The following is a 23,804-nucleotide window of genomic DNA, read 5'->3' on the forward strand; positions in this document are numbered from 1 at the left end:
ATTATCCCCATTCTACACATTCCGCCGCATTAGAGCAGAGCCTTTGCAGCTTCTCGAATCCATTCATGTCGATCACAATCACAAAATAGACAATAAAAAAATTTATAGGTTGATCTGCAATCTTAATATCAACACTCTTATGTGAAACCGGTTACCTATCTATGAGAGTTGTCCTCATGTCTAAGAATTATGCGGCAGTATCAAGATCGATAGTGGATGCAGTTGGGGGAGCGAGTAACGTCGCGGCGGTGACTCATTGCATGACGCGTTTACGCTTTGTGCTCAACGACGACACCCTTGTTGATGCCGCCAGGCTGAAGGCAATTGGCGGCGTACTGGGCGTGGTAAGAAGCGAAAATCAGTGCCAGGTGATCATTGGCAACACCGTTTCACAGGCCTATGCCGAGGTGTTGAAACTGTTGCCCGAAGGGTCGGTAGCCCAGCCACCGGCGCCGGAAAAGAACAAGATCACTCTCAAACGTATCGGTGCGGGGATCCTGGACGCGCTGATTGGCACCATGTCACCGCTGATCCCGGCCATTATCGGCGGCTCGATGGTGAAACTGCTCGCCATGATCCTCGATATGACCGGCGTGTTCGGCAAAGGCTCCTCGACGCTGATTATCCTCAACGTCATTGGCGACGGGGCGTTCTTCTTCCTGCCGGTGATGGTTGCCGCTTCCGCAGCGGTGAAATTCAAAACCAATATGTCGCTGGCGATCGCCATCGCCGGGGTACTGGTTCATCCCGCATTTATCGATCTGATGGCGAAAGCCGCTCAGGGCCAACAGGTTGAATTTATGGGCATACCGGTCACGGCGGTAAAATACACCTACACGGTGATCCCGGCGTTGTTCATGACCTGGTTGCTCTCCTACATTGAAAGATGGGTCGATCGCATCACGCCAGCCGTGACGAAAAACTTCCTCAAACCGATGCTGATCGTGCTGATCTCTGCGCCAATCGCCATCCTATTGATTGGCCCACTGGGCATCTGGATTGGTAGCGGCATTTCCGCGCTGGTGTACACCATTCACAGCTATCTGGGGTGGTTATCCGTAGCGATTATGGGCGGGCTATGGCCGCTGCTGGTGATGACCGGGATGCACCGCGTATTTACGCCAACCATCATTCAAACCATCGCGGAAACCGGCAAAGAAGGCATGGTGATGCCCTCTGAAATTGGTGCCAACCTCTCGCTGGGCGGTTCATCGTTGGCGGTAGCCTGGCGGACCAAAAACCCGGAGCTGCGTCAGACGGCGCTGGCCGCTGCGGCATCGGCGATTGTGGCCGGGATTTCCGAACCCGCGCTCTACGGGGTGGCAATACGCTTGAAGCGCCCGCTTATCGCCGCGCTGATCAGTGGTTTTGTCTGCGGCGGCGTGGCCGGAATTGCCGGGTTGGCGAGCCACTCGATGGCCTCTCCGGGTCTATTTACCAGCGTGCAGTTCTTTGATCCGGCCAACCCAATGACCATTGTCTGGGTGTTTGGCGTGATGATTTTGGCGGTGGTGCTTTCCTTTATCCTCACGCTGTTGCTGGGCTTTGAAGATATCCCGGTGACTGAAGAGGCGGAAAGCGAAAAAGCCAAATCGGCGCCCGCGTTATCCGTATAACCTGTTGTAAAAATGCATATTTGAGAAGAGGTATCTTATGCCAGCATCTGTTTTCCCCGCAGACTTTTTATGGGGTGGTGCACTAGCGGCTAACCAGGCCGAAGGCGCTTATCTTGAGGGCGGCAAAGGGCTGACCACGGTGGATATGATCCCTCATGGCAAAGATCGGCTGGCGGTAAAGCTGGGCCAGGAAAAACGCTTTGAGCTGCGTGAAGACGAGTTCTACCCTAGCCATGTCGGCATAGATTTTTATCATCGCTATAAAGATGACATTGCCCTGATGGCAGAGATGGGATTCAGCGTATTCCGTACTTCGATCGCCTGGAGCCGCATTTTCCCTAACGGGGATGAAAGGGTGCCGAACGCGGAAGGGATCGCTTTCTACCGTGACGTGTTTACCGAATGCAAAAAGCACGGCATCGAACCGCTGGTCACGCTATGCCACTTTGATGTGCCGATGCATCTGGTGCGGGAATACGGTTCTTGGCGCAATCGGAAAATGGTGGAGTTCTTCACCCACTATGCTCGTACCTGTTTTGAGGCCTTTGACGGGCTAGTGAAATACTGGCTGACGTTTAATGAAATCAATATCCTGCTGCATAGCCCGTTCTCCGGTGCGGGGCTGGTGTTCGAGCCAGGCGATAATCAGGAGCAGGTGAAATATCAGGCTGCGCATCATGAACTGTTGGCCAGCGCGTTAGCGACCAAAATCGCCCATGAGATTAACCCGCACAATCAGGTTGGCTGCATGCTGGCTGGGGGCAATTTCTACCCGTGGTCCTGTAAACCCGAAGACGTTTGGGCTGCGTTAGAGAAAGACCGCGAGAACCTGTTCTTCATCGACGTTCAGGCTCGAGGCGCTTACCCGTCATACACCAAGCGCCTGTTTAAGGAAAAGGGTATCACTATAACAATGGAGCCAGGCGACAGTGAGATCCTGAAAAACAGCATCGACTTTGTCTCCTTTAGCTATTACGCCTCCCGCTGCGCCTCGGCTGATATGAACGAGCATAACAGCAGTGCGGCCAATATCGTCAAATCGCTGAAAAACCCGCATATCCAAGCCAGTGAGTGGGGCTGGGGTATCGATCCGTTGGGCCTGCGCATCACCATGAACATGATGTATGATCGTTACCAGAAGCCGCTGTTCCTGGTGGAGAACGGACTGGGAGCGAAGGACGAAATCAACCCGCAGGGCGAGATCGACGACGAATACCGCATCAGCTATTTGCGTGAGCATATCAAAGCCATGGCGGACGCTATCGAGGATGGTATTCCGGTGATGGGTTATACCTCCTGGGGCTGCATCGATTTGGTTTCTGCTTCTACCGGGGAAATGAGTAAGCGCTATGGTTTTGTCTATGTGGACCGCGATGATCAGGGCAATGGCACCTTGGCCAGAACCAGAAAGAAATCCTTTTACTGGTATAAGAAGGTGATTGCCAGCAATGGGGCGGATTTGAGTTAGCAAAATGGGCACCGAAGTGCCCATTTAGACATCAACTTTATGGGCGCTGCATGCAGCGCCCTTTGTAATCAAAACTCATACCTTCTTCTCAGTCATCTCAAAGCGAGGTGAAACCAACCCATACAACGTCCAGCCGAAGAAGGTAGCAATAGCGCCCCACATCATCGCCTCTTCACCGGAACTATAAAGCGCATAGAAGCTATACAGCGCCCCAATCACGGCAATCACGTTGGCAATACGCGCCTTGTTCTCCGGTACTTTGGCCACTTTCTGGATAATAATCAGTGCGGCCATCGACAGAATGTACGGAATAATATTGGTCACTACGGCCAGGTTAACCAGCACGTTAAACTGCTTATTCAGCGACGGGCTGATGGTCATCAGCGACATCACGCTCTGAATAATCACGATGGTCAGCATGCCTTTCACTGGCGCATCAGATTTACTGACTTTAGAGAAAATTTTCGGGAAGAAGCCGCTGTCGGCAGAGGATTTGAATACCTGCGCGATAGTGAACTGCCAGCCCAGCAGCGAACCCACGCAGGACATGATCATCAATGCCATGATGATTTTACCGACCGTTGGGTTGAACATATGTGAGAACGCCAGGCCAAACGGAGCGGTGGAGTTAGCCAGTTCCATATTCGGCACGATACCGGCGATCACGTTGGTGGAAACAATGTAGATCACTGCGGCACCCAATGTGCCCCCGAGTACGGCGATAGGCACGTTACGTTCCGGGTTTTCTACCACGTCGGTATTGGCGCAGGCAGATTCAAGACCCAGGAAGGCCCACAGGGTCATCGAGATAGAAGACCCGATGGCTTCAAAGGTAGGCACCGCATGCGGGTTCCAGGCGGCTAGATAAGCGGTACCGCTGAACCAATACCAACCGATAATCGAGATGCCGACCACCGGGATAATCACCCCCCAGACGGTGATCCCGCTGATCTGCCCGGTGATGCGTGCGCCACCAAAGTTGGCAACCGTAGCCAGCCACAGCACGGCGATAGTGGCTATACAGATGCCCAATGGTGTCAGGGCAACGCCGAACAGTTCGGTGCCATAACCCACGGCAGAAATGGCGATGGCGATATTGGCGATCAGCAGTGAAACGCCGTAGGTGTAGTTGGCCATAAAGTTGCCGGATTTACCGAAGGCATACTCGGCATAGCCGCCCATCCCGCCGGATTTACGGCTGAACATGCCGCATTTGGCAAACGCATAGGCCAGGGCCATCGAGCCTACGGCGGTCACCAGCCAGGAAACGATAGAAATCGTCCCCACTTCGGCCAGCTTGGTTGGCAGCATAATTATGCCGGATCCCATCATATTGACCGCTGTCAGGATCGTTAATTGCACAACCCCCATCTTATTATTGGATTTGCTCATGATTATTCTCGCTCTTATATTTCTCGAATTTTTTCCAGCCATATCCATTCCGCTTCAAATTCGAGGAATATCTCTGTATGTCTGGCGGCAAAAATATGCCGCCTCCCTGGAGTTAATTATGCTTTCATGACATAACCGTAAGCCCGGTTCCAGCCATCTTCATCCTGCTGGATATAAACGCCTTGTAATTCTGGAGCAAATCCGGGTAATAAATTAATCCCTTCTTCCAACGCCAGGAAATAGCGTTGAGCAGATCCCCCCCAGATTTCCCCTGGGACTACGCACAGCACGCCCGGTGGGTAAGGCAACGCACCTTCGGCGGCAATGCGGCCTTCGGCTTTAGCGAGAGAAACCAGCTCCACCTTGCCACGTACGAATTCGGTATTGGCGGTTTGTGGATCCATGGCGACGCGTGGGAAATGGCTTTTACGGAACATTTCCTTCTGCAATTCTTTCACATTGTAGCTGACGTACAGATCGTGCATCTCTTGGCACAGCTGGCGCAGGGTGTAGTTCTGGTAACGTTTTTCGTTGTTCTTGTACACGGTTGGCAGGACTTCACTCAGCAAGGAGTCCTGTTCGACGTGTTTTTCGAAGCGGGCAATCAGCGCCACCAGATGCTGCATTTTGGCGATATCTTCCGCCGGGGTGAGCAGGAACAGGATAGAGTTCAGGTCACATTTCTCCGGCACAATACCGTTTTCACGCAGGTAGTTAGCCAGAATGGTCGCCGGGATACCAAAGCTGCTGTATTCGCCGCTGGCGGTATCGATGCCCGGCGTGGTCAACAGCAGCTTGCAGGGATCCACAAAGTATTGTGATTCCTCATAACCCTCGAAGGCATGCCATTTTTCGCCAGGGACAAAGTTGAAGAAGCGCAGATCGTTGGCCATGGCTTCGGTGCTGTAGGACTGCCAAGGTTTACCGTCGATTTGCTCTGGGACAAAAGGTTTGATCATGGTGCAGGTGTCCAACAGCATTTTGCGTGACTCAATGCCGATGCGCACACACTCTTTCCAAAGGCGTTGGCCGCTCTTGCCTTCATGCATTTTAGCGTTCACATCCAGTGCGGCAAACAGCGGGTAGAACGGGCTGGTGGACGCGTGCAGCATAAAGGCGTTATTGAAACGCTTATGGTTGCAGTAACGATCTTGCCCTTTGATGTGCCTGTCTTTTTTATGGATCTGCGAGGTCTGTGAGAAACCGGCCTGCTGTTTATGTACCGACTGGGTAACGATGATCCCCGGATCGTTTTCGTTCAGTTCCAGCAGCAGCGGCGAGCAGTCTTTCATCATTGGGATGAACTGCTCATAGCCGACCCAGGCAGAGTCAAACAGGATGTAATCACACAGGTGGCCAATTTTGTCGACGACCTGGCGAGCGTTATAGATCGTGCCGTCGTAAGTCCCCAGTTGGATAATCGCCAGGCGGAATGGCCGCGCGTCGTTGGCGCGTTCCGGTGCGGTCTCGCGGATTTGCTGGCGCAGATAGCCTTCTTCAAAGCAGTGAGCATCGATGCCGCCGATAAAGCCGAACGGGTTACGTGCCGTTTCCAGATATACCGGCGTTGCCCCGGCCTGGATCAGCGCGCCATGGTGGTTGGACTTATGGTTGTTACGGTCGAACAGGACCAGATCGCCACGGCTCAGCAGGGCGTTGGTTACCACTTTATTGGAAGCCGAAGTCCCGTTCAGCACGAAATAGGTTTTATCGGCGTTGAACACCTTGGCGGCGTGTTTTTGTGCATCGCAAGGCGCGCCTTCGTGGATCAGCAGATCGCCCAGCTTAACGTCGGCGTTGCACATATCGGAGCGGAACAGCGTTTCACCATAGAAATCAAAGAACTGGCGGCCTGCGGGGTGTTTGCGGAAGAACTCACCGCCCTGATGGCCTGGGCAGGCGAAGGTGGCGTTACCCATCTCGACATATTGGGTCAGGGTATTAAAGAACGGTGGTAGCAGCTCGCTTTCATATTTTACCGCTGCGGCTTCCAGCTGCTTGCCGTAGAACTGAGTGTTCTTGCCACAGAGTTCAAATACGCCGTTCAGCGCCGGTAATACGGCGTTATCCAGTTCTTCTTCACAGCAGACGGCGACAAAGATCGGAATGTGTAAACCGGTTTCTTCCAACTGTGCCACCAGGCCTTGCTGTACGTCTTCCACGGAAAGCACGATGGCGGCTACGTCATTAAAGTCGCTGTGGTGCACATCGCTAATTTCACGTGTGGTTTCAAAGCAAGAGAGAGTTTTTGGGTTCGCTGCAATTTTTAGTTTGTTCATTTTTGTCATTCTTCAGGCGAAAATATCCCGCCGGCAAATAAGGTCTTTGCCAGAAAGTATTTTCGTTAAAATAAAGGTATGCGTGAGCGTAATCATGTTCATAAAACATAATTAGGTTACGAGTTTATTTTGACGAAATTTTTTGGGTTCTTAAACGAGGTTGCAATGATGCCGGATCCACTCTGTTTTTAAGCAAAACAAAGCGATACCATCGCCATCAGGCGCAGGGAATGATCGTTGGCATAGGTCTGGCTGCAAGACGTAATAAGAACGCAGAGGAGGGAGTTTATCTGAAGTTAAAAAAGGCAAAGCTAAAGCAGCTGCGGTGAGCCATCATCATAATATGTGTAGTTCGTCGGATATGAGCCATCTTTCTGTTGTTGTTTTCCATTTTCCATCTACCTATGGGTTTCGGACTTGGCGCTATTTTATCCCCTAAATACGGAAATAAAGTGATGCAGATCACGTTAATCATGCGATTTATACTTAACTATTCATTTTCTATGCACCGGAGTGAATAGCTATGAAATCTACCGTGAGGGTATATGTGAAGTAATTGCTACAAATGGAACCAACGGACTGGATAAATTTGGTTTAGGCTAACCAAGCTCCTGTAAATCACCCTCAATAAAAGCGGGTAATAGCAGAAATAAAGCTAGGATGTTTTTTATTTGTTATTACTGTAGTCAGGCTTATCTTGCATAAAGATGCATGAATTGCTAATTAATATGCTAGTTTTATGTTGAGCATAATTTGTCGCTAATTGTGACTGTCTTCAAATCTGCAGGTAAGATGGCGGAGGTGATAAGGAGAACTTACGTTGGATCAGATCGAAGATCGGCTGCACATTATCCGTTTTCTCAGTAAGCAGCATGTGCTCACGCTTTGTGCCGGTGATGGCACGGCGATGTGGTGCGCCAACTGCTTTTACGTATTCGATGCCGAGCGCATGGCGCTATGGCTGATGACCGAACCGCACACTCGCCATGGCGAACTGATGCAACGCAACAACCGGATTGTGGGCACTATTGCGCCGCAGCCCAAGACCGTTGCGCTGATCAAAGGGGTACAATACGCGGGGGAAATCACGCTGTTGGCCGGGGACGAGGCCGAACTGGCCCGAACGCGTTACTGCAAACGCTTCCCGGTGGCCAAGGTGATGAAAGCGCCTATTTGGCAGATCGCGTTGCAGGAAGTGAAGATGACCGATAACACCCTGGGCTTTGGCAAAAAGCTGCACTGGGCACGTTGATAATCGAGCTGAATATTAAGGATCGATGGCATGAAAAATACCGAGATAGCTGCTTTATCGTTATTGGCGGCATTGGTTTCCCCGGCGATGGCGCAAGACAGCGGAGTTTCCTTTAGCCATAAGAACTGGGAATTGGCCTGTGACAACACCAATACCTGTCGTGCGGCGGGCTACGCTAATGAAGATGAGCCAAGCGCTTCGAACGGTTCGGTGCTGATCACGCGCATTGCTGGCCCTGGCACTGTCCCAACGGGGGAAGTGACCTTGGCGGACTACGAAGAGGGTGATTCAGCCGCGGTGGCAAAGCTGACGCTGTGGATCAACGGCAAGTCGGCTGGTGCGCTCAAACCGACCAAGGAGGGAAACTGGAACCTGTCAGCAAGCCAGACTCTGGCACTGATCGGCGCAATCAAAGGCAGCGGCACGGTTGAATTTAAAGGCGGCCCCGCACCTTTCGTGCTGTCAGGCGAGGGGGCTTCGGCCACCTTATTGAAGATGGATGATGTGCAGGGGCGTATCGGCACGCCTGGTGCTTTGACTAAAAAAGGCGACAAGCCGGAAAGCAGCGTGCCAGCAGCCATTCCTGCCCCGGTGATCCAGGCAGTGAAGGTGCCCAAGGCGGAAGAGCGCCCGCTTACGGCACCCGAGATCGCCGCGCTGACACCTAAACTGCTGGCGACGCTGCAACCGGATGATTGCGACCGCATGCAGTCCCCAGAGGATAACGATGGCGCAAGCGAGGATGGCATCACGCTGACCCCGCTCGGTAATGGGCATGCCCTGATCACCGCCGTGTGTTGGCGGGCGGCCTATAACGAAGGTTACGGTTATTGGGTGATCGACAGCGCCCTGAAGCAGGCCCCGGTATTGGTGACCAATTCCGGCTCTGGCTATGATGAAGGGATAATCTCAATGGGGCAAAAGGGGCGTGGATTGGGTGATTGCTGGGCCACTGCCAGTTGGGTATGGGATGGCACGGCGTTCCGTCAAAGCAACGAGGCCACCACCGGCCTGTGCCGTTTAATCCATGCGGGCGGAACCTGGGATTTACCGACGTACGTCGCCGAGGTGAAAGCGGCGCAGTAAAAAGAACTAGAGAGTCTCCACGGGCGGTTCTGTGCCTTGGGCAAACAGAGGGTGAGGAGGAAAACATATGGCACGGGTACTGATCACAGGCGCCAGCGGGCTGGTGGGAAGTGAACTGCTGCGTCTGTTGTTGGCAGATAGGCAGGTCACTTCGGTCATTGCTCCCACGCGTAAGGCGTTGCCACCACACGCCAAATTGCACAATCCGGTCGGGGGCGATCTGCACGAGTTGTTGACGCAACTGGCACAGCCGGTGGATGAGGTATTCTGCTGCCTGGGCACCACGCGCAGTCAGGCCGGGAGCGCGGAGGCATTCCGCCATGTCGACTATCAGTTGGTGGTTGAAACGGCCCTTACCGGGCAGCGCCTCGGCGCGCAGCATTGCCTGGTGGTGAGCGCAATTGGGGCCAACTCGAAATCCTTATTTCTGTACAACCGCACCAAAGGGCAGATGGAGCAGGCGCTGCGTGAGCAGAACTGGCCGCGCCTGACGTTGGTACGTCCTTCAATGTTGTTCGGTTCCCGTGCTGAACCGCGTTTGCTGGAACGGCTCAGTCAACCGTTGTTCGGCCTGCTGCCTGGCAAATGGAAGGGCGTTGCTGCCAAAGATGTGGCGCAAACGCTGCTGACACAGGCCTTCAGCCCTGGCAGCGGCGTCAAGATTTTAGAATCCGACCAGTTGCACTGCTCGCACCGTTTATAGCTCAACGCACAGATTATCGAATGCCAGCTCCATGCCTGGCGGCAGTTCGTTGGTCATCAACCACAAATCGAGGTGATGGCTGATGTGCGTCAGCAGAGTACGCCGTGGCTGCAAGCGTTGTTGGATCTCCTGCGCGCGGGGCAGATCGTTGTGATTACGCGGTGTCTGTGGCTGCGGCGGCAGGCTGCAATCCAACACCAGTAAATCGAGAGTGACCTGTTGCAGGTAGCGTGTGGTTTCTGGCGGTAGGCCGACGGTGTCGGTCAGATAGGCCAGGGCTTTGCCTGCGGCCTGGATCAGATAGCCGTGGGTGAGTTTGGAATGGATCAACGGTAACGGCGTGATGTGCAGCCCGCCTAGTTTAACCGTTTCAAAGGGGGGCAACGGGGGTTGGAACGCCAGAATACCGGGGTGTTTGAACAGGTCGTCACAGCCTTGCTCATCGGCTGGGCCGTAGACCGGGATCGCATTTCCGCACCCCCAGCGCAAAGGAAATAACCCCTGAACGTGATCCATGTGGTAATGTGTCAGTAAAAAACGTTGAATTTCCCCCGCCGCAAAACGCCTTTCCAATGAGCTCAATCCCGCATCCAGTAACGTTGTTTCCCCTTGAAATGTGATCATCGCGCTGCACGCTCGCCGCCGAAATGCTGGTTCACGCCGCGCCCGTTGGCACACTAGGCATTCGCAGCCAAAGGCGGGCACCTGCTGAGCGCCGCCGGTACCAAGAAAGGTCAGTTGCATGTTGGTTTCCTCTTTTCTTACTGCATTGCAGGCTGCCCGGTGGTTAAGGCCAGCAGTGCGTTGAGGGTATGTCCGAGATCGCCGTTGTTATCCAGCAGGTGGCAGCCAACCGGCAGAGTCTGCTGATAGTCGGCCGCCCGCGCCAGCCGTTGCTCGATCTGTATCGCGTTCTCCCGCCCGCGTTGTTCCAACCTTTGGCGCAGCACCGTCGGGGAAACCTGCAGACAGACCGGCAACAGTTGAGCGCCATAGCGTTGCAGCGCCTGTGGCAAATGAGCGCGGGATCCGTTGACCACCACGTCGATCCCTTGCAATAGCCACAGATCGACCTCAATACCAAAGGCGTATCGGTGCTCATGCGCCTGCCAGTCCAGGGCGAATAACCCCTTGGCACGGCGGCACAGAAACTCCTGTTCGCTCAGGGCGATATGGTTCTCGCAGCCAGCATTGGCCGGGCGGGTGATGTAACGGTGCGCCACCAGCGGCCCGGCACCGGTGGCTGCCCGCAGCCGCTCGAGCAGGCTGTCCTTGCCTGCCCCAGACGGGCCCATCAGATAGATGAGATAAGCCATCAGAACACCTGTTTGCCCTGACGCCAGACGTTTTGCACGTAGATATGCTCGCCGTGCGGCCTGGCCAATACCAGATCTGCGCGCAGCCCCTCAGCGATCAGGCCACGATCCTGCAAACCCAACGCTCGTGCCGGGTTGCGGGTGATCAACTGTACCGCCTGCGGCAGGCTGAAAGCGTTGCGATCGTCGTTTGCCAGACGAAACGCCGCATCCAACAGGCTGGCAGGGTAATAATCGGAAGAGAGAATATCCAGCACGCCAAGGGCCGCCAGATGATGAGCCGCCACATTGCCGGAGTGTGAACCCCCGCGCACGATATTCGGTGCGCCCATCAGCACCTGCAAACCTTGCTGATGTGAGGCCCGGGCTGCCGCTTCGGTGGTCGGGAATTCGGCAATCACGCTGCCCAGCGCACTGGATTCGCTGACGTGTTCGGCGGTGGCATCGTCGTGGCTGGCCAGGGCGATATTACGCGCCCGGCAGTGGGCGGCGATCGCCTCGCGGTTCGGTGTGGCCCAGCGTTCGGACAGGCTCATCTGCTCTATCTCGAACTCGCTCATCTGCTGGTCATTGAGGTGATATTTGCCCTGGTAGTATTCACGATATTTCTCCCGTGAGGCGAACTGGCGCTGGCCCGGCGAATGGTCCATCAGCGACACCAAAGACACGCCCGGTTTATCCATCAACTGTTCGAACAGCGGCAGGGTACTGCTATGGGGTAACTCGCAGCGCAGGTGCAACCGGTGTTCGGCCCGGTTCACTCCGGCTCGCTGGCTGTAGATCACCGCGTCGATCATTTTTTGCAGGTTTTCCAGCCGATGCCCGCCGTCGCGCACGTCACCGATCGCCACCGCATCCAGCACCGTGGTGATGCCGTTGGCGACCATCAGCGCGTCGTGGCTGCTCATGGCCGAATGCGCTGGCCAGTCCACGTTGGGGCGCGGGGTGAAAAACTTGTCCAGATTGTCGGTATGCAGCTCGATCAACCCGGGTAGCAACCAGCCGCCTTCGCCATCCAGCGCCTGCGGTAACTGGCTTGGGGTATCGGCAAAGCTGCGGATCACGCCGTCGGTCATTTCCAGTGAACCTGCAACGATCTGGTGTTCCAGCACCAGCTTGACGTTATTGATAATCATGGCGTCTCCAGAACCTGTGGGGCCTGCATGGTATGTAAACGGTCTGCCACCTGCTGACGGGTGCCTGCGTCGTGGAAAATACCGACGATGGCAGCGCCACGCTGTTTGGCCTGTTCGATCAGGTTCACCACCGCCGCGCTATTGCGGCTGTCGAGGGAGGCGGTCGGCTCGTCCAGCAGCAGAATGGGGTAATCCTTGATAAAGCCACGGGCGATATTCACCCGCTGTTGCTCACCACCGGAAAAGGTCGAAGGGGCCAACTGCCATAGGCGCTGCGGCACGTTGAGCTGGTTAAGTAGGGCTTCGGCACGTTCACGGCATTCGCTACGCTCAACGCCGGATTCCAGCAACGGCTGCATCACCACTTCCAGCGCGCTGATGCGGGGTATCACCCGTAGAAACTGGCTGACCCAGCCGATGGTGTGGCGGCGCACCGCCAGGATCTGACGAGCCTCGGCCTGAACCAGCTCCAGCCAGTCGTTTTGGTGATGGATCCAGATCTTGCCGCTGTCTGGCAGATAGTTGGCATACAGCGAGCGCAGCAGGGTGGATTTCCCACTGCCCGAGTGGCCGTGCAGCACCACGCATTCGCCGCTGCTGACGGTCAGGTTGGCATCCTGCAACACCGGCAGGCGGGTGCCGTGTTGTTGGTGCAGGACAAAGGTTTTGCTCAGGTGTTCAACCCGGATTTTAATTGTCATTATCTCACCTGTGTTACGAAAGAACCGAAGAGACCAGCAGTTGGGTGTACGGATGGTGCGGGTCGTCCAGCACCCGATCGGTCAGACCGCTTTCCACCACTTCACCTTCCTTCATCACCAGCAAACGGTGGGCCAGCAGGCGTGCAACCCCCAGATCGTGAGTGACGATCACCGCCGCCAGCTGCATTTCCACCACCAGATTGCGCAGCAGATCCAGTAGGCGCGCCTGCACGGAAACGTCCAGCCCGCCGGTCGGCTCATCCATAAACACCAGCTTGGGGTGGGTCACCAGATTGCGGGCGATCTGCAAACGCTGCTGCATACCGCCGGAGAAGGTGGTGGGCAGGTCATCCAGACGAGAAACCGGGATCTCCACGTCTTCCAGCCATTGTTTAGCCTGCTGGCGAATATCACCGTAATGACGCTGGCCGATAGCCATCAGGCGCTCACCGATGTTGCCACCGGCAGACACCTGTGGCCGCAGACCGTCGAGCGGATGCTGATGGACCACGCCCCAGTCGGTGCGCAGCAGGCGGCGGCGATCGCTTTCTGCCATGGCGTACAGATCCTGTTGTTGCCCCGGTTGTGGGCGGTAGAGGATCTGCCCCTGTTGTGGGGCCAGCCGGGCGGAGATCGACTTGAGCAACGTGGTTTTACCCGAGCCGGATTCGCCGACGATGCCCAGCACTTCACCAGGATAGATATCGAATGACACGTTGCTGAAACCCTTGCCCGGCGCGTAAAGGTGGGTGAGGTTGTCGACCGTCAGCAACGGCGTGGCACTCAATGGAGCGGAAGTCATCAGTGCGGTACCTCTTGGTTGAGTTGTTGCTGGCAGAAATCGGTGTCTGAGCAGACGAACATCCGGTTGCCCTGGTCGTCGAGCACCACCTCATCCAGATAGCTGTGGCGCGAGCCGCACAGGGCGCAAGGTTCTTCCCATTGCTGTACGCTGAACGGATGGTCGTCAAAGTCCAGGCTTTCCACCTTGGTAAACGGCGGCAGGGCGTAGATGCGTTTTTCACGCCCGGCGCCGAACAGTTGCAACGCGGGCATCATGTGCATCTTCGGATTATCGAATTTAGGGATCGGTGATGGGTCCATCACATAGCGATCGTTAACCTTCACCGGATAGGCATAGGTGGTGGCGATATGGCCGTAGCGGGCGATATCTTCATACAGCTTCACCTGCATCACGCCGTACTCTTCCAGCGCGTGCATCTTGCGCGTTTCGGTCTCGCGCGGTTCGATAAAGCGCAGCGGCTCCGGGATGGGCACCTGATAAATCAGGATTTGATCCGCCTGCAATGGCGTTTCCGGAATACGGTGACGGGTCTGGATCAGCGTGGCTTCTGGCGTACGCTCAGTGGTAGCAACACCGGCTACGCGCTGGAAGAAGCGGCGGATGGAGACCGCGTTGGTGGTGTCGTCTGCGCCCTGATCGATGACCTTCAGCACGTCGGCACGGCCAATGATGCTGGCAGTGATCTGAATGCCGCCGGTGCCCCAGCCATAAGGCATCGGCATCTCACGGCCACCAAACGGCACCTGATAGCCGGGGATCGCCACCGCTTTGAGCAGGGCGCGGCGGATCATACGCTTGGTTTGTTCATCCAGATAACCGAGGTTATAGCCGGTCAATACTTCACTCATGGCGGGTCTCCTGAAGGGCGGCAAATTCCTGCTGCAGGCGTTTGAGCAGCTCCAGTTCGGCCTGGAAATCGACGTAGTGCGGCAGCTTGAGGTGGGAGACAAAACCGGCGGCCTCCACGTTATCGGCGTGCGCCAGCACAAACTCTTCGTCCTGCGCCGGGCCTGCCACGTCCTCGCCGTACTCGGCGGTTTGCAGGGCGCGATCCACCAGCGCCATCGCCATGGCTTTACGTTCCGAGCGGCCAAATACCAGCCCATAGCCACGGGTAAAGTGCGGTGGCCGGTCCTGCGGGTCGACAAAGCCGTTCACCATCTCGCACTCAGTCAGCAGGATCTCGCCGATATCGACGGCGAAACCCAACTCTTCCGGCACGATCTCCACGGTAACGTAACCGCTGCGGATCTCTCCGGCGAACGGATGGTTACGGCCATACCCGCGTTGGGTGGAATAGCTTAATGCCAGCAGAAAGCCCTCATCTCCACGCACTAGCTGCTGTAAGCGCGCCGAGCGGGAGCAGGGGTAAACCGGCGGGTTACGGGTAATATCGTCCGGAGTGCTGCCGTCATCCTCTTCTGCCAGCGCCAGCCGTTGCTGGTTGAGAAGGTCGAACACGTGGGCGCAGTTCTCTGGTAGTGGCTCATCGGCCTGTGGTGCCGGAGGTGTTTCACCGTTGGCCAACAGCGCAAAATCCAGCAGGCGGTGGGTATAGTCGTAGGTCGGGCCAAGCACCTGGCCACCGGGCAAGTCTTTGTAAACCGCTGAGATGCGCCGCTCCAACCGCATGTTCTCGCTAGCTAGCGGTTCGCTGACGGCCAGGCGCGGCAGAGTAGTGCGATAGGCACGCAGCAGGAAAATAGCCTCTACCAGGTCGCCACTGGCCTGTTTTATCGCTAACGCGGCCAGTTGGCGATCGTAAATACCGCCCTCCGTCATCACCCGGTCAACCGCCAAGCCAAGCTGTTCACCGATTTGCTCCGCGCTAAGTGCTGGGACAGCTTCGTCACCCCGGCGCAGATTTTCCTGTAGTTGATGGGCAGCCTCGATGGCCTTTTCGCCCCCTTTCACCGCAACGTACATAAGCACTCCTCCACGCGGGTGGTTCTTGGCAGCGCCATCAGACGCTCACCGCAGGTCAAGATAATGTCCAGACCTAGCGGGAAGCGCTGAGGCCGTTCGAGTAGATAAGCCCGTAGGGCAGCTGGCAACGGCGGGGCAATTTCCCGTTTTTTTTCAATACCGGGGCCGGAAAGGCGCAGTGTGTGGCTGCCTGCCAATGCGGTAACCTGTACCACCAGCGTGGCACCGAACTCCGGTGAGACTTCATTGCCGTGGGGTAATGCGCTCAGCTCGGCAGGCCGTAATTGGTCATCCCATACCGCCAGATGGATATCTTCCTGCCGGGTCGCCAGCGGAGCACCGGTATGAAAACGAATGTTAGTTAGCACTTGCTCACTTTTAAGGTCGGCACAGAGCTGGAGCGGGGTTTCCTGATCTGCCAGCGTCAGTATCACGGCAGTGCTGGCGGCGTTCAGCGCACCCCATGCCGGGCAATTTGGCAGTTCAACAATCACGCCAGGCTCACTCAACGCCTTTAAAATCAAACGGAAAGCAGACTGGGATTGCTCAATCGGCTGGTCAAAACCGGCTAATAACGTCATGGCTTAATCCCCTCGCACCAGCGTAAAGAAGTCTACCCGGCTGGCTGCTACGGCACGGGCGCGCAGTTGACGCTGCTCCTGCTGCAGTGCGGCCAGGGGCTCAATCAGCTGAAGCTGTAGCAATTCATGGTTGGCGGGTTGTTGTAGCAGGGCGTCGATCAGCGCACAGAGTTCGGCATGTTCCTTGTCACGCCCGGTTATGTAGCTGTAGCCCTGGCCACCGTTTTCCAACTGCACCACGGCACGGGTGACGGTCATGTCGCCCAGTACAAAGCGGCGGCCGGTCGCTCCCATCCGCCCTAGCAGCTGTGTCAGGCCAATCTCAGGGGCGCGCAGGCGCTGGTAGCTTGGGTTGAGGTTCAGCGCCTGCCAGTGGCTGCGCAACTGGGCGGGTTGGCTATGCGCCAGGACCGACATCCAGCGTTGTCTCTGCTGTAAGGATTGCATTCAGTGCTCCATCGTCAGTTCGATCATGTCGGCGCGCGCCAGGCTGACGGAGTATTCCGCCACCAAATCGCTGCCGATACAGGTATTTAGGGTGCGCACGCATAGCAAAGGGGCATGGGTTGCTATCTCCAGCAGGCGGCTCTCTTTGGCCTGGGCACGCCGTGCGCTGATGCGGGTCTGGCGGCGGGTCAGCGGCTGGTGGATCTGTTGTTGGATAAACTCATGCAGCGAGCCGCTGTGGAACTGTTGCAGTGCGGGCCACCAGTCCAGATCGGGCAGATAGTGGTCGATCACGCTGAGGGGAACGCCGTTCACCCGGCGCAGGGTGCGTAAGTGGATAATGGTTTCCCCCTCTTCGCGGCTGAGGGCGCTGGCGATATGCCCATTACACGGGCGTAAAACAGCAAGTAAGCGCTCACTGGTGGGGTGACTGCCCTGCTCGAACAGGTTCTGGCTGAAGCGGGTGTTGGCGTGCAGCGGATAGTTATACGGGCGTAGCAATACCAGAATGCCGATGCCGTGGCGGCGCTGCAGCCAACCGCGCTCTACCAGCTCGTCTACGGCGCGGCGCAGCGTGTGGCGATTGACCTCAAAACGTTCGGCAAGCTGTTGTTCTGAAGGTAGATAATCTCCGCAACGGTATTGGCTGCACAGTTCCTGCTCCAGTTGGGCGGCAATCTGTTGATATCGGGTAGGGTAACTGGTCGGATGTCTAGATAAGTGCGTCATAGCCAATACCTCGGCACTTCGGTTGGGGGAGAAAGCGAAAAAGCGGCGATAGCATTCATGATCGGCACTCGGTAACAAAGTTGGGCTAATGTTGCCGGGGGCAGATGACAATCAGGTGACGCGCAGGTGGCGAACTGATGAACAATTTGGGACAGGGAGATGATGGCTTAGATTAATGTAAAGAGTGGATGCTGACTTGCTGGGTTGAGTGAAAAAACACCAACAAGGCTTATTTTGTTGTCACAAACGTGCTAACGTTTATGGATGTTGAATACGGAGTATGTAGGAGTTTTGAAGATGGAAAGCCGTATCCAGTTTCGCATTGAAAATGAAACTAAACTGTTGGCACAGAAAGCTGCTGAAGCGAAAGGGACGACCTTAAGTGAAGCCTGTCGGCGTTTAGCGCAACAAATGGCGGACGATCAACGTGCTGCTGAAGAACACGAAAACTGGTTGAAAGATAAGGTTGATGCAGCCTTTGCCCGTTTGCATGAAGGAGAGGCTGTTTATCTTACCCAGCGGCAAGCTGAGGAGAGAATGAGCGACTTTAAAGCCAAAGTCAGGGCGAAATACGCAACCAAATAAGGATTATTATGCGCATCGAATGGGACGACGTTGCGTTGCAAGATCGGGAACGCATTTTTGAATTTCTTTATCCACCCAATTCATTGGCCGCGGAACAAGTTGATGATGAGATTGAACTTGCCGTTGAGTCTCTGCTAGAAAACCCAGAAATGGTTAGGCTCACAAGCTTTGTTAGCGCACAATTATTCAATAATAAAAACATATAATTAAAAAGCTTTCATTCATGAAATCCATTTGTAAATCTCTAAGTATACTGTTGGGCTTTCTAGTATTATACACAGAGTGGATTGTTACTCTGGAACTTCGATTTTATTAAATCGCTTAATTAAAATGGAGATTTAAATGGCCACAACTATTTATGCAGATATTCAAGGTGAAAAGCAAGGGCATATTTCCGCAGGTTGTTCATCAGTACCATCCATTGGCAATAGGAGTCAAAAAGGGCATGAAGACCAAGCTTTTATCTATTCTTTTGATCATGACCTTACAAGAGATCAAAACGTCTGTCACCATCCGATTGTAATAAACAAGCCTATTGACAAGTCATCGCCTCTTTTGGGGGTTGCATTAGATGGAAATGAAAGACTTCAAATTATAATTTATATGCACCGAATAGATTCAACTGGAAGGATTGAAAAATTTTACACTATAAAGCTAAAGGATGCATATATTGTTAGCATTAGTCAGCACTGTCCAAACTCACTATTACAGAGTGATGTTCAGCCTTATGAAATCATATCCATAGCATATAAAAGTATTGACTGGACTCATGTAGCTGGCACGTCAGGATACAGCATATGGGATGAGCGCGTATTCTAGTTATTGAAGGCCGTTTTAAACGGCCTTTTTATGTATACTTGTCTGGGATATACTTCCAAGATAAATAGAAGACTACAATAATTGATATTATTAATAACCTCCCGCTATATTCTGGTATGAATGCCAAATACAGCAAATACAATAAAATAACGACAGCAGTTGGAAGGAAATTAAAAAATATAGTAAATATAATTAGTTTGACGTATTTTAAAACAAAACCAATCATGATTTTTATTATTTCTAATATTTCGATAATCATAAGCCAATTACCTCTTCTAAAATTTCAATTTTTTCTTCAAGCGTAGCGTTATGTTTACTTTTAAGCTTCATTATTAACGCCGTTATAATTGGATCTACATATATATATAGCATCTCAATTCTATTATTATATAGTATGTTATAATAGCGAGGTTCAAGCGTTCTTAGTTTTCTTGCTGCCATAGCAGCTCTTTGAACTTGCCCATACAATGCAACACCTGTTAAAGCCCATGGCCCTTTCTTATATGTTTGTTTCCTGATTGAGGCTAAAATTTCAGGCGATCCAGATAAAGATTTACCTATTGTATAAGCAATAGCTTTCTTAGTTAGCACTCCAGAAGTAAACGCAGCAAATAATTTACTTGTCCCTCTTGTTCTTGATTTAGCTTCTCTTTGGGTTCTATCCTCATCATCTAAAACAAACTCAACATATAAAATCAGCATATGCAGAAGTATATCTCTCTTTCCAAATAACTCCAAAATACCATAAAAATACCGTTCGTCTTCTATTTTTATTTCTTGACAAACATCTTCATATTTATCTATGAAACATGATGTTCTCCATGATAGCCTTTCAAATCCATCATATATTGCCTCGGTTGTATCAATTGCTTTCTCATAGACACCCTCAACACCTTTATCAAGGGATAATGCCATTTTTCTTTCAGCCTGCATTTGTTGTCTAAGAAAGTAACTATAGTCCATTTAACAAGCTCCTTTTATTTATACGGCATTTGGTACTAAAAAAACATTATATCTCTAATGCATTCCTCAAAGCTAGCCTTACGAAAAAATGAGGTTATAGTTTGATATGCATGGATAAGATCGAAATTTTCATTCACATGATGTATTTTTTGATTTTAATTTATTAGTTATTTATATGTCATCGGCAAACCAAAAATTTAGTCCTCTAAATTGAGGCTCTTTGTCTGCCTTAAAATGTCGCCTTGTACGGCTTACTTGCTCACATCCTTTGTTGATCATTTCGTTCTTGGCCATCCCCAAAAAATTAACATCTGGTTTCGATCGCAGCTGACCAGCGCACAATATGTAGTGTATCGGGCTGGCCCTCTTCTTCTTTCCTTTCCCGTTCTGTGCCGGTGGCCGCTCCGCGAACTTTTACAGAATTCATGTAGCGACACCTCCCAGGGGCTGGGATACCTGTTGCTTGATATCGTCCGATCGATGCGTGATTACGCCGCACAGTTGGGCGCAGGATTACCGAAATATCTACTAGCTCCAGAGGTGGCCGTATTGCTGAGCTACTTTGACGGTCTAACTCGGCGCATGTTTTTTGATACTCTATGGAACACCAGCGCAAGATTGAATGAAGCACTTGCACTAAGACCAGGGGATTTTGAACTGGAGCCATCGCGAAAATACCCGCAGCTGGTTGTGGCTATTAGGGACATGGAAACAGCGTCAAATCGAAGCCAGTCGGAACCCCGGACGGACATCAACATTAGCGCAGTTTATGTAGCACCTGGTTAGCGCTGCCGCGCCAGATCAGCGACGGGTCTTTTAAATCCTGCACAAACTTGCCGTCTATCAATACGTTAATCCGATCGACGATCTGCATCTGCTCGCTATTCAGTTCATCCAGCTTATAGCCGGTCCACAGCCAGATATCTTTGCCGGGGCATTCGGCGTGTACTCGCTTGACTAACTGCAATACGGCGGCGACGTTGGCCGGGTGCAGCGGATCGCCACCAGACAGCGACAGCCCTTGGCGTGGAATACGCTTGTCGTTGAGATCGGCTATGACCTGATCTTCCATCTGCTGGGTAAACGGCAGGCCAGAGTTCAGCCGCCAGGTGCTTTTGTTATAGCAACCGGGGCATTGGTGCACGCAGCCTGCGACAAACAGCGTGCAGCGGGTGCCGGGGCCGTTGACCACGTCGATAGGATAATACTGGTGAAAATTCATAATGTTGCGTTCTTTTATATGGCCCCTCACCCCAACCCTCTCCCATAGGGAGAGGGAGCTGGTCCGGCGTTGTGCTCAGGTGCAGAAGTTACTCTGCAACATTGTTACCAAGGGCGAGTGCAGTAATTAAGTTGTGACACTTTCTGTCCCCCTCTCTGTGGGAGAAGGAGCAGGTACGGTGCGGCAGTCAGGTATGGAAGTCACCTGTGACGTATATGGCCCCATCCTCTCACTTGTTACCAAGGGCGAGTGCAGTAATTAAGTTGTGGCACTTTCTGTCCCCTCCTCTGTGGGAGAAGGAGCAGGTACGGTGCGGCAGTCAGGTATGGAAGTCACCCGTGACGTATTTGGCCCCATCCTCTCATCTCAAGCCTCTCCTTTAGTCAGAGGGAGCTGACCCGATGTTGTGCCCAGAAGCTATGTTGAGGACGAATGCCGTCGTTAAGTTGTGGCACATTCGGTCCCCTCTCCCTGTGGGAGAGGGTTAGGGTGAGGGGCCGCTGGCTGAAATTAACCGATCTGCCCGTTGCCCAGATGTTTCACCCGGCGTTTCACTTCTTCCTGCTTACCGGCGTTGAACGGCCGGGCATCCGGGCTGCCCAGATAGCCACATACGCGGCGGGTCACCGACACTTTTGCCGAGTCATGGTTGCCACATTTCGGGCAGGTGAAGCCCTTGCTGGTACAGGAGAACTCACCGGTGTAGCCACACTCGTAGCACTCATCGATCGGCGTGTTGGTGCCGTAATAAGGCACGCGGGTGTAGCTGTAATCCCACACGTCTTCCAGCGCCTTCAGGTTGTGCTGCAGGTTCGGGTATTCGCCGTAACAGATAAAACCGCCGTTGGCCAAAGGTGGGTATGGCGCTTCGAAGTCCAGCTTGTCGTACGGATTAACCTTTTTCTCCACGTCGAGGTGGAAACTGTTGGTGTAATAACCCTTGTCAGTTACCCCGGCGACCACGCCAAACTCGCTGGTATCCAGGCGGCAGAAGCGATCGCACAGGTTCTCACTTGGCGTACTGTACAGGCTGAAGCCGTAGCCGGTTTCTTCTTTCCAGCTTTCGGTGGCGTTTTTCAGGCGCTCAACGATGGCAATGGCTTTGGCGCGCAGTTGCTCGTCGTCGTAGACGTGTTTTTCTGCGCCAAACAGCGCGTTGATGGTTTCATGCACGCCGATGTAGCCCAGCGAAATCGAGGCGCGGCCGTTCTTGAAGATCTCCGCGATATTGTCGTCGGCTTTCAACCGCACGCCGCAGGCTCCCTCCATATACAGGATCGGTGCCACGCGGGCCTTGATACCTTCCAGGCGGGCAATGCGGGTCATCAGGGCTTTCTTGGCCAGCAGCAGGCGCTCATCCAGCAACTGCCAGAAGCGGTCTTCGTTACCCTGGGCTTCCAGAGCAATACGTGGCAGGTTCAGGCTGATCACGCCGATATTGTTGCGGCCATCGTGGATTTGCTCGCCGTTTTCTTCATAGGTGCCGAGGAAGCTGCGGCAACCCATCGGTGTTTTAAACGAACCGGTGACCTTGACCACCTGATCGTAATTGAGAATGTCCGGATACATGCGTTTGCTGGCACATTCCAACGCCAGCTGTTTGATGTCGTAGTTGGCGTCACCAAATTTGTGGTTCAGGCCGTCGCGGATGGCGAAGACCAGTTTCGGGAACACGGCGGTTTTACGATTTTTACCCAGCCCGGCGATACGATTTTTCAGGATCGACTGCTGGATCATGCGCGATTCCCAACTGGTGCCCAGGCCGAAACCGAAGGTGACAAACGGCGTCTGGCCGTTGGCGGTATGCAAAGTGTTGACTTCATATTCCAGCGACTGGAAGGCGTCGTAACACTCTTTCTCGGTGCGGGTCATCGCATAGCCTGCCACGTCTGGGATCTGCCACTGCTGCGCTACCTGCTGATGCTTGTGGAAGCTCTCGGTAACGAAGGGGGCCAGGATCTCATCGATGCGGTTGATGGTAGTGCCGCCATAAATATGGCTGGCAACCTGAGCGATGATCTGCGCGGTTACGGCGGTGGCGGTGGAGATCGACTTCGGCGGCTCGATCTCGGCGTTACCCATCTTGAAGCCGTTGGTCAGCATGCCTTTCAGATCGATCAGCATACAGTTGAACATCGGGAAGAACGGTGAGTAGTCGAGATCGTGATAGTGGATTTCGCCGCGCTCATGCGCCAGCACCACATCGCGCGGCAGGATATGCTGTTTGGCGTAGTGCTTGGCAACGATACCGGCCAGCAGATCGCGTTGGGTAGGGATCACCTTGCTGTCTTTATTGGCGTTCTCATTGAGCAGCGCAACGTTGCTTTGTTCCACCAGGCCACGAATTTCCTGGTTCAGCCGCCCGCGCAGCTCACGCGAGACGTCACGATCGTGGCGATATTCGATGTAGGTACGTGCCAGTTGCTTATACGGGCCAGACATCAGCTGGTTTTCTACCGCCTGCTGGATTTCGTGGATATCGACTCGCGGTCGGTTTTCCATCTGTTGAGCGACTACGCGGGCGACGGTAGCACAGTAGTCGGCATCGACAACTTCAGCGGCCAAAGCGGCCCGCTCGATGGCCTGCTTGATCAGCATCTCGTCAAAAGATACCTGGCAACCGTCCCGTTTAATCACTACTGGTTTCACGTTGTAACTCCTGTCCCCATGGGGGAGCGTCGGCTTATCCACAGGGCAAAACCGCAGGGCGCAAGGGCTGCGGAGGGTGTGGATGATATTGTGGATAACTACTACATATAGGTGATTGAATCTCTAGGG

Annotated in this window: 24 protein-coding genes and 1 pseudogene; 9 read left to right on the forward strand and 16 right to left on the reverse strand. The window is 53.8% G+C overall.

Annotated elements, in window-relative coordinates; genetic code table 11:
- The first annotated feature begins 176 nt into the window (after window positions 1-176).
- Both ascF and KGP16_RS02775 read left to right on the forward strand, forming a co-directional pair.
- Window positions 177-1,616, forward strand: a complete 1,440-nt coding sequence (ascF, locus tag KGP16_RS02770) for a PTS cellobiose/arbutin/salicin transporter subunit IIBC (protein WP_059199551.1) — start codon at window positions 177-179, stop codon at window positions 1,614-1,616.
- 37 nt (window positions 1,617-1,653) lie between these two features.
- Complete coding sequence (locus KGP16_RS02775; protein WP_223500786.1) at window positions 1,654-3,084, forward strand: 6-phospho-beta-glucosidase; 1,431 nt, start codon at window positions 1,654-1,656, stop codon at window positions 3,082-3,084.
- Window positions 3,085-3,159: 75 nt separating this feature from the next.
- On the opposite strand, the gene potE is transcribed toward KGP16_RS02775, so the two are convergent.
- From potE to speFL, 3 genes are all read right to left on the reverse strand, one after another.
- Window positions 3,160-4,476 (reverse strand): putrescine-ornithine antiporter, encoded by a 1,317-nt coding sequence (potE, locus tag KGP16_RS02780; protein WP_021807501.1) that lies wholly within the window; start codon window positions 4,474-4,476, stop codon window positions 3,160-3,162.
- A gap of 116 nt (window positions 4,477-4,592) precedes the next feature.
- Window positions 4,593-6,755 (reverse strand): ornithine decarboxylase SpeF, encoded by a 2,163-nt coding sequence (gene speF / locus KGP16_RS02785; RefSeq protein ID WP_094981876.1) that lies wholly within the window; start codon window positions 6,753-6,755, stop codon window positions 4,593-4,595.
- Window positions 6,756-7,041: 286 nt separating this feature from the next.
- A complete protein-coding gene (gene speFL, locus KGP16_RS02790; RefSeq protein WP_112363015.1) occupies window positions 7,042-7,146 on the reverse strand; it encodes a leader peptide SpeFL in 105 nt (34 codons plus the stop codon).
- A 429-nt stretch (window positions 7,147-7,575) separates the two neighbouring features.
- Between speFL and KGP16_RS02795 the strand changes: the two genes are divergently transcribed.
- From KGP16_RS02795 to KGP16_RS02805, 3 genes are all read left to right on the forward strand, one after another.
- Entirely contained in the window at window positions 7,576-8,007 is a 432-nt protein-coding gene (locus KGP16_RS02795; protein ID WP_021807499.1) for a YhbP family protein, read from the forward strand.
- Between the two features lie 30 nt (window positions 8,008-8,037).
- On the forward strand, window positions 8,038-9,093 hold the full coding sequence (locus tag KGP16_RS02800) for a DUF1176 domain-containing protein (RefSeq protein ID WP_223500787.1): 1,056 nt from the start codon (window positions 8,038-8,040) through the stop codon (window positions 9,091-9,093).
- Between the two features lie 67 nt (window positions 9,094-9,160).
- Entirely contained in the window at window positions 9,161-9,796 is a 636-nt protein-coding gene (locus KGP16_RS02805) for an NAD(P)H-binding protein (RefSeq protein ID WP_223498788.1), read from the forward strand.
- On the opposite strand, the gene phnP is transcribed toward KGP16_RS02805, so the two are convergent.
- The 10 genes from phnP to phnF are packed head-to-tail and all read right to left on the reverse strand — an operon-like array spanning window position 9,791 to window position 17,437.
- A complete protein-coding gene (gene phnP / locus KGP16_RS02810) occupies window positions 9,791-10,540 on the reverse strand; it encodes a phosphonate metabolism protein PhnP (protein ID WP_059199557.1) in 750 nt (249 codons plus the stop codon). The genes KGP16_RS02805 and phnP overlap by 6 nt on opposite strands.
- A gap of 17 nt (window positions 10,541-10,557) precedes the next feature.
- Window positions 10,558-11,112: a ribose 1,5-bisphosphokinase gene (gene phnN, locus KGP16_RS02815; RefSeq protein WP_223500789.1), complete on the reverse strand. Its 555-nt coding sequence runs from the start codon at window positions 11,110-11,112 to the stop codon at window positions 10,558-10,560.
- Window positions 11,112-12,248 (reverse strand): alpha-D-ribose 1-methylphosphonate 5-triphosphate diphosphatase, encoded by a 1,137-nt coding sequence (gene phnM / locus KGP16_RS02820; RefSeq protein ID WP_115159481.1) that lies wholly within the window; start codon window positions 12,246-12,248, stop codon window positions 11,112-11,114. The genes phnN and phnM overlap by 1 nt, the downstream gene beginning before the upstream one ends.
- Window positions 12,245-12,949, reverse strand: coding sequence for a phosphonate C-P lyase system protein PhnL (gene phnL, locus KGP16_RS02825; protein WP_021807493.1), 705 nt, complete (start codon window positions 12,947-12,949; stop codon window positions 12,245-12,247). The genes phnM and phnL overlap by 4 nt, the downstream gene beginning before the upstream one ends.
- Window positions 12,950-12,962: 13 nt before the next feature.
- On the reverse strand, window positions 12,963-13,751 hold the full coding sequence (phnK, locus tag KGP16_RS02830) for a phosphonate C-P lyase system protein PhnK (protein ID WP_024483394.1): 789 nt from the start codon (window positions 13,749-13,751) through the stop codon (window positions 12,963-12,965).
- Window positions 13,751-14,602 carry an alpha-D-ribose 1-methylphosphonate 5-phosphate C-P-lyase PhnJ gene (locus KGP16_RS02835; protein ID WP_021807491.1) on the reverse strand — a complete coding sequence of 284 codons (852 nt, stop codon included), beginning with the start codon at window positions 14,600-14,602 and terminating at the stop codon, window positions 13,751-13,753. The genes phnK and KGP16_RS02835 overlap by 1 nt, the downstream gene beginning before the upstream one ends.
- Complete coding sequence (locus KGP16_RS02840; RefSeq protein WP_094981873.1) at window positions 14,595-15,680, reverse strand: carbon-phosphorus lyase complex subunit PhnI; 1,086 nt, start codon at window positions 15,678-15,680, stop codon at window positions 14,595-14,597. The genes KGP16_RS02835 and KGP16_RS02840 overlap by 8 nt, the downstream gene beginning before the upstream one ends.
- Window positions 15,665-16,261, reverse strand: coding sequence for a phosphonate C-P lyase system protein PhnH (gene phnH, locus KGP16_RS02845; protein WP_223498789.1), 597 nt, complete (start codon window positions 16,259-16,261; stop codon window positions 15,665-15,667). Before phnH ends, KGP16_RS02840 begins: the two co-directional genes overlap by 16 nt.
- Before the next feature lie 3 nt (window positions 16,262-16,264).
- The gene (phnG, locus tag KGP16_RS02850; protein ID WP_179248704.1) at window positions 16,265-16,708 is read right to left on the reverse strand and encodes a phosphonate C-P lyase system protein PhnG; all 444 of its coding nucleotides are present in this window, start codon (window positions 16,706-16,708) and stop codon (window positions 16,265-16,267) included.
- Window positions 16,709-17,437: a phosphonate metabolism transcriptional regulator PhnF gene (gene phnF / locus KGP16_RS02855; RefSeq protein WP_021807487.1), complete on the reverse strand. Its 729-nt coding sequence runs from the start codon at window positions 17,435-17,437 to the stop codon at window positions 16,709-16,711.
- A gap of 297 nt (window positions 17,438-17,734) precedes the next feature.
- Between phnF and KGP16_RS02860 the strand changes: the two genes are divergently transcribed.
- From KGP16_RS02860 to KGP16_RS02870, 3 genes are all read left to right on the forward strand, one after another.
- Window positions 17,735-18,022, forward strand: coding sequence for a type II toxin-antitoxin system RelB/DinJ family antitoxin (locus KGP16_RS02860; protein WP_021179086.1), 288 nt, complete (start codon window positions 17,735-17,737; stop codon window positions 18,020-18,022).
- An 8-nt stretch (window positions 18,023-18,030) separates the two neighbouring features.
- The gene (locus KGP16_RS02865; RefSeq protein ID WP_223500791.1) at window positions 18,031-18,228 is read left to right on the forward strand and encodes a type II toxin-antitoxin system RelE/ParE family toxin; all 198 of its coding nucleotides are present in this window, start codon (window positions 18,031-18,033) and stop codon (window positions 18,226-18,228) included.
- A 136-nt stretch (window positions 18,229-18,364) separates the two neighbouring features.
- Window positions 18,365-18,841, forward strand: coding sequence for an Hcp family type VI secretion system effector (locus tag KGP16_RS02870; RefSeq protein WP_094981869.1), 477 nt, complete (start codon window positions 18,365-18,367; stop codon window positions 18,839-18,841).
- Window positions 18,842-19,096: 255 nt separating this feature from the next.
- Here KGP16_RS02870 and KGP16_RS02875 read toward each other — a convergent pair whose 3' ends face one another.
- Window positions 19,097-19,804, reverse strand: a complete 708-nt coding sequence (locus tag KGP16_RS02875; RefSeq protein WP_209529923.1) for a hypothetical protein — start codon at window positions 19,802-19,804, stop codon at window positions 19,097-19,099.
- A 465-nt stretch (window positions 19,805-20,269) separates the two neighbouring features.
- Here KGP16_RS02875 and KGP16_RS02880 point away from each other — a divergent pair.
- A pseudogene (locus KGP16_RS02880) lies at window positions 20,270-20,561 on the forward strand (resolvase); the annotation flags it as partial.
- On the opposite strand, the gene nrdG reads toward KGP16_RS02880, so the two are convergent.
- Together nrdG and nrdD are read right to left on the reverse strand one after the other, a co-directional pair.
- A complete protein-coding gene (nrdG, locus tag KGP16_RS02885) occupies window positions 20,562-21,026 on the reverse strand; it encodes an anaerobic ribonucleoside-triphosphate reductase-activating protein (protein ID WP_186486545.1) in 465 nt (154 codons plus the stop codon). It abuts the pseudogene before it with no gap.
- 510 nt (window positions 21,027-21,536) lie between these two features.
- Window positions 21,537-23,675 (reverse strand): anaerobic ribonucleoside-triphosphate reductase, encoded by a 2,139-nt coding sequence (gene nrdD / locus KGP16_RS02890; protein WP_166733970.1) that lies wholly within the window; start codon window positions 23,673-23,675, stop codon window positions 21,537-21,539.
- Window positions 23,676-23,804: the final 129 nt, after the last annotated feature.

Origin of the sequence: Serratia sp. JSRIV006 (genome assembly GCF_019968685.1) — a bacterium.
In the GTDB taxonomy this organism is placed as follows: domain Bacteria; phylum Pseudomonadota; class Gammaproteobacteria; order Enterobacterales; family Enterobacteriaceae; genus Chania; species Chania fonticola_B.

Bases quoted from the DNA above. Each gene is read 5' to 3' on its own strand.
- ascF (WP_059199551.1), top strand. From the start codon at position 177: ATGTCTAAGAATTATGCGGCAGTATCAAGATCGATAGTGGATGCAGTT.
- KGP16_RS02775 (WP_223500786.1), top strand. From the start codon at position 1,654: ATGCCAGCATCTGTTTTCCCCGCAGACTTTTTATGGGGTGGTGCACTA.
- potE (WP_021807501.1), bottom strand. From the start codon at position 4,476: ATGAGCAAATCCAATAATAAGATGGGGGTTGTGCAATTAACGATCCTG.
- speF (WP_094981876.1), bottom strand. From the start codon at position 6,755: ATGAACAAACTAAAAATTGCAGCGAACCCAAAAACTCTCTCTTGCTTT.
- speFL (WP_112363015.1), bottom strand. From the start codon at position 7,146: ATGGAAAACAACAACAGAAAGATGGCTCATATCCGACGAACTACACAT.
- KGP16_RS02800 (WP_223500787.1), top strand. From the start codon at position 8,038: ATGAAAAATACCGAGATAGCTGCTTTATCGTTATTGGCGGCATTGGTT.
- KGP16_RS02805 (WP_223498788.1), top strand. From the start codon at position 9,161: ATGGCACGGGTACTGATCACAGGCGCCAGCGGGCTGGTGGGAAGTGAA.
- phnP (WP_059199557.1), bottom strand. From the start codon at position 10,540: ATGCAACTGACCTTTCTTGGTACCGGCGGCGCTCAGCAGGTGCCCGCC.
- phnN (WP_223500789.1), bottom strand. From the start codon at position 11,112: ATGGCTTATCTCATCTATCTGATGGGCCCGTCTGGGGCAGGCAAGGAC.
- phnM (WP_115159481.1), bottom strand. From the start codon at position 12,248: ATGATTATCAATAACGTCAAGCTGGTGCTGGAACACCAGATCGTTGCA.
- phnL (WP_021807493.1), bottom strand. From the start codon at position 12,949: ATGACAATTAAAATCCGGGTTGAACACCTGAGCAAAACCTTTGTCCTG.
- phnK (WP_024483394.1), bottom strand. From the start codon at position 13,751: ATGACTTCCGCTCCATTGAGTGCCACGCCGTTGCTGACGGTCGACAAC.
- KGP16_RS02835 (WP_021807491.1), bottom strand. From the start codon at position 14,602: ATGAGTGAAGTATTGACCGGCTATAACCTCGGTTATCTGGATGAACAA.
- KGP16_RS02840 (WP_094981873.1), bottom strand. From the start codon at position 15,680: ATGTACGTTGCGGTGAAAGGGGGCGAAAAGGCCATCGAGGCTGCCCAT.
- phnH (WP_223498789.1), bottom strand. From the start codon at position 16,261: ATGACGTTATTAGCCGGTTTTGACCAGCCGATTGAGCAATCCCAGTCT.
- phnG (WP_179248704.1), bottom strand. From the start codon at position 16,708: ATGCAATCCTTACAGCAGAGACAACGCTGGATGTCGGTCCTGGCGCAT.
- phnF (WP_021807487.1), bottom strand. From the start codon at position 17,437: ATGACGCACTTATCTAGACATCCGACCAGTTACCCTACCCGATATCAA.
- KGP16_RS02860 (WP_021179086.1), top strand. From the start codon at position 17,735: ATGGAAAGCCGTATCCAGTTTCGCATTGAAAATGAAACTAAACTGTTG.
- KGP16_RS02865 (WP_223500791.1), top strand. From the start codon at position 18,031: ATGCGCATCGAATGGGACGACGTTGCGTTGCAAGATCGGGAACGCATT.
- KGP16_RS02870 (WP_094981869.1), top strand. From the start codon at position 18,365: ATGGCCACAACTATTTATGCAGATATTCAAGGTGAAAAGCAAGGGCAT.
- KGP16_RS02875 (WP_209529923.1), bottom strand. From the start codon at position 19,804: ATGGACTATAGTTACTTTCTTAGACAACAAATGCAGGCTGAAAGAAAA.
- nrdG (WP_186486545.1), bottom strand. From the start codon at position 21,026: ATGAATTTTCACCAGTATTATCCTATCGACGTGGTCAACGGCCCCGGC.